General features: G+C 33.0%; 2 protein-coding genes. Both read right to left on the bottom strand.

All coding sequences use genetic code 11. The features are described 5' to 3' along the window. A partial coding sequence (locus tag ACKWCA_RS23850; protein ID WP_413980762.1) for an amino acid adenylation domain-containing protein occupies nt 1-4,874 on the bottom strand: 4,874 nt, incomplete at its 3' end. A 98-nt stretch (nt 4,875-4,972) separates the two neighbouring features. Continuing rightward, a partial coding sequence (locus ACKWCA_RS23845; protein WP_413980761.1) for a phosphopantetheine-binding protein occupies nt 4,973-5,378 on the bottom strand: 406 nt, incomplete at its 5' end.

The following is a 5,378-nucleotide window of genomic DNA, read 5'->3' as shown; positions in this document are numbered from 1 at the left end:
ATATAACTCAGCTCAGAGGAAAGGTAACTCACAGCTACATTATCAGGAGCCTTCTCGACCTGGTCCTCGAAAAGGTCGATGACCGTCCTGTCCAAAGGATAGGCCACCGCCGTATCATTGTAAACGTGCAAAAGCTCATCGCGCTCAACATCCGAAAGAATTATATCCTTACTTAAACGATCCTCAGAGTGATTCACGAATTGATTTAGAGTACTTTCAAAATATTTAAAAATTTTATATATCATTCCCTCATCGAGAATTGTGGTCGAATACTCCATTACAACCGTAAATGTGTCCATTGTTGTCTTTACATGAAAATCAAACAAAGTATTTTGATTCACATCATTGCCATCATGCCAAAATCCTGGATTTTCTTGAGAGACATTGGCAGGTGAGATTAAGTCTCCTATTACCCAAAAATCTATATAGTTAAAAGCAAGGTCAAATACGGGGTTGACCCATTCTTCAGAAGGTTCCTCAGTTATTGATTCCAAAATTTTATAGAATGGCATTCTTTCATGAGACTTTAGCTTCTTATTTTTTTTACCCATAGTTTGGATAAAATCACTCCAGCTTCCTTCTGAAGGTATATTCACGCGAAAGGGGATTTGGTTAATAAAACATCCCAAAATTTTCTCGCCATCTTTTGTTAGGGGTCTATTGTTTGTGGAGTAACCCACGACAAAATCATCAATATGAGCCAACATGCTCATTGTAAACGCGAAAGCCGAAAAACATAGATCCTTTATTGTAGTATCCAATTTAGTTGCCAACAACTTCAAATCGATTTTTAACTTGGGGTCCATTGGAAAATACTTTGTTATGAATCGATGCTCTTGGGAAATTTTAAAAAAAGGAAAACGGTTGTAACCATCCAATTCATTTTGCCAATAGTCTAAACTCAAAATTTGATTTGAATCAACTATTTCACCAAGAATATGATTCTCATATGTGCATTCCAGTCTTTCAGGAACAAAATCAATATCTTCTAGTAATTTTAGATAGATATTGTTCAGTTCAGTTAAAAAAGAGTGTAAACTCCATCCATCAAATACAGAATGATGCATATCAAAAAGCAAATAGTGAAAATCGTCGGATATTTTTAAGAAAGTCATCCACCATAATAGCTCTCCCGATTTACCGGATGCCCTTAATCTCCCAGAATTTATCTTTTCTTGCCAAATTTGCTCCTGCTCTACATGAGAATAACTGGTTAAATCGAGATACTCTATTTCAGGTTCAATCTTTTTTAATATAATATGAGCGAAATTATCAAGGTCATAAACTTTTCTCAAAGTATCATGTTTATCAGTCATCAATTCCAGCGCTTTATAGAATGTATTGATATCAAAATTAGCATATGGGATATTATAGAAGTTTTGCTCATGATATAGGATGTTATCAAAAGAGCTCTCATTTTCTCCTTTAAGCATAGTATAAAAAATCATACCCTTTTCAATTCCACTCATAGGGAATACTTCTTGGTATTGAGAATGAAAATCATTATTATCTTTATAGACTTTCTGAAACTGCCGAATTTCCTCTTCAGCATTCAAGTACAACTTTACTTCCTTGTGTTGATTTTTAATGAGTAAACCACCAATTGATTTTATTGTTTTGAAATTATATAAATCAGCTAGTTCCAACGTACAACCTAACTGTTCGTTAATTTCATAAATCAGTTTTATGGCTTTGATAGAGTCTCCTCCCAGACCAAAATAATCATCTGTAATACCCAAATGGGAAATATTTAATACGCTACTCCATATCTTTATTAGTTTGTATTCCAAATCATTTGTTGGAGCTATGCCGTTTAACTCAAATTCGATTTCCGATTCAGATAAAAGTTTTCTATCTAACTTACCATTTGAGGTAAGCGGCATTTTTTCTTTATGAAGATAATAGGCTGGTAACATATAACTCGGAAGATTCAAACTTAAACAGTTACTAAACTCTTCTCTTTCTATTTTATTTTCAGATACGTAATGTGCTACCAAAGTCTTTCCCTGGTGGACGGTTACTGCGGCTTCTTTTATTGAGTTTATTTGTCGCAGCTCATATTCTATCTCCCCCAGCTCAATTCGATTACCGTTGATTTTTACCTGAGTGTCTACTCGTCCGTGATACTTAAGATTCCCATCTGGAAGCCAACAAGCCAAATCGCCGGTTTTATAAAATAGACTTTGTTCATCAACTAGATTTGAAACGAAACTGTTATTTGTCAGATTCGGTTTATTCAAATAACCTCTAGATAAACCCACCCCTGTAATATATAGTTCTCCTATGGCACCGATAGGTAAAGGATATCCATTTTCATCTAGAACATACAACTGAGTGTTATGTATAGGTCGACCAATTGGAATGGATTCATATATTTTTGAAAAATCACACTCATAATAAGATACATCAACTGTTGCCTCGGTAGGGCCATATAGATTTATTAACCTTGTATTATTTTGCGCATATAGTATTTTTTTATGGCTATTTACATGTTTAACTTGCAAAGCTTCACCGCTAGCAAAAATTTTATTCAGTGTTTTTACTTGATGATAATCGTCCCCAACATAATCTAAAAAAACACTCAACATTGATGGCACGAAATGAATTGTTGTAATCTTATGTTTTTCGATAGCTTGAATAATCTTCTTTGGATTTGTTTCTTGTTTCGGAGGTAAGATATAAAGACTTGCTCCGGTAAATGACCACCAAAATAACTCCCATATTGAAACATCAAAGGCTAAGGGTGTTTTTTGCAAAAGAACATCTCTCTCGCTCAAAGGATATTCATGCTGCATCCATAAAAGCCTGTTGACTACAGAATGATGTTCAATCATTACTCCTTTTGGATGGCCTGTAGATCCGGAAGTATATATAACATACGCTAGGTCATTTCCTTTTGGTCCCCTGAGGTTTTTTTCAAATGTCTGTACCTGGATTTTTTCTAATATTAAATTTAAATCTAGTAACCCCGATTCCATCTTAATTCCCAAATCATCAATATAATCCGTACGTGTTATAAGCCATTTTAATCCAGCATCCGAAATTATTGAATTCAGTCGCGCTGAGGGGTTGGTTGTCGATAGAGGCACATATACAGCACCCGATTTTAGTATTCCGTATATACAGGGTATTAATTCCTCTTCCCTATCAAGTAAAAGTCCAACAAAATCTCCTGGTTTAACCCCTACTGTATGCTGAAGATAAATAGCCAGTTGATCAGATTTCTTATTCAGTTCTTCATATGTTGTTTTATTATTACCATTTACTATCGCAACATTTGTTGGAGTTTTTTCAACTTGTTCTTCAAACAAATCAATAATGGTCTTATTTTTTGGATAGCTGAACTGAGTATTATTAAAATTGAAAAGAATTTGATTCTTTTCATCTTTTGCTAATAAATCAAAGTCGGATAGCTTTATTTCATAATCTAGAATTACTTGCGACACTATTTTAAGAAAGCTATTACTATATCGCTCAATTGTGTCTTTATTGAATAAATTTGAGTTAAAAATAAAAGTTAAAAAAATCTGCCCATCTGATTCAAAAGAGGCTAATTCTAGGTCAAATTTTGTTTTTGTTAAGCCTTCACCATAAGGCTTGAACGTCATTTCCGGAATTTTTAACTCATTTTGATCATAGTTACTATGAGTGAAAAAAACATCAAAAAGTGGATTTCGGTTAGGTTCTCTTTCTATTTTTAGGTCATTAATCAAATTCTCAAATTGGTACATTTCGTTATCGAAACATTGCGCTACACTTATCTTTACATTTTCTAAGAACCCTTTGAAACTATATTCTACTTTAGGAAAATTTCTCAATGGAATGGTATTAACAAACATCCCAAAAGATTTTTCTAATTCTTCATTCGCTCTTCCGGTTGAAGCAGTTCCAATAATGATATCGTACTGATTACTATATTTACTAAGTACAATGTAAAAAATAGACAACAATGTTGTAAATTGAGTAGTTGACAAATCCTTAATTACCCTTTTTAATGCTGCTGTCTTTTTTCTATCTATGATTATATTTACGTGATCAGCGGTAGGTTTTTTTGCAAAATATCGAGCTCGATCAACTGGTAATTTGAGGGTAGTTGCTTTTTCTTTAAACGTGTTTTGCCAAAATTTTTTTTGATTTGCAACAATGTTTTTATATTCTGTACTCTGCTGCCATTCGGAATAGTCTCTATATTGAAGTTTAGGTTTTGGCAACTCTTCATTGTTGTATAGTTGAGTAAACTCTTTTATTAAAAGAGTGTTAGTTACACCATCAGTAATAATGTGATGAATGTCGAATATTAATAAATAGTCATTTGGTGCCAATTGAAACAACCCAATCCGGAATAGAGGGGCTTGACTTAATTCAAAGGGCTTGATAAATGAGCTTACCAAAGAGTTTATTGATTTTTTTGTTTTTTTAAGTTTTATTTTGAACTCAACAGTAGGATGAATTTTTTGAAAAACCTCTCCTCTAATCAACTTAAATGATGTTCTTAAGATTTCATGACGTTCTATAATTTTTTTGAATGTATTTTCAAATTTTTCAAAGTTCAACATACCGTCAAGTTTTAATATGGTAGGTATATTATAAGCTACCGATTCTTGATTTAATGCTTTTTCAAAATATACCCGGCTTTGGGCAGAAGATAATTCGTAGTATTCTTTTATTTTGGATTCTGGAATTTGAATATCTGGATTCCTTTGCTGTGATTCTAAATACTTTATGATTTGATGTTTTCTTCGCTTTATTTCTTCAGTTAATTTAACATCAAGGAGTTCTTTTTCTCCAGATACAATTAATTCAGTATTATCAACTGCTATTGAAATATTTTTATTTCTTCGCAGATTATATAAAAACCTAGATATATCTTCCATGGATATTATAATTAATGTTATAGTGATGATTTGTTACGATTGTTAAAAGAGGAACCTGATAACAGTTTTTGTGATTACCGCTAATGGATATTTTTTTATTACAGTTTAATCTTAACCAACTTGGTAAGGTTTTTTTTAGATATTTCTACTTGCTTAATTATTAATATATGTTCAGCTAGGCTTCTGAATTCGCCCTTCTCATAAAAATGGGAAAGCTTCAAGTGAATATTAAAATGTCGATTAATTTTACTTATTAGTTTCGCGGCTTTTATTGAATCCCCTCCCAGTTTGAAAAAATTAGCGTTTATGCTAATAGCTTTAGCATCAATTTTAAGCACATCACTCCAGACATCTATCAATTGCTTTTCAATCTCATTGGTTGGCCCTACATAATCATCACTTGTAGTGAGCTCCGGGTCGGGAAGGGCCCTGCGGTCGATCTTGCCGTTAGGGGTCAACGGAAATGAATCCATCTGCACATAGTATTTGGGAAGCATATATTCC

This window comes from Maribacter corallii, from assembly GCF_047345415.1.
Taxonomy (GTDB): Bacteria; Bacteroidota; Bacteroidia; order Flavobacteriales; family Flavobacteriaceae; genus Maribacter_C.
The sequence above is the reverse complement of the archived record's forward strand: the minus strand, read 5'-3'. Positions and strand labels throughout refer to the sequence as shown.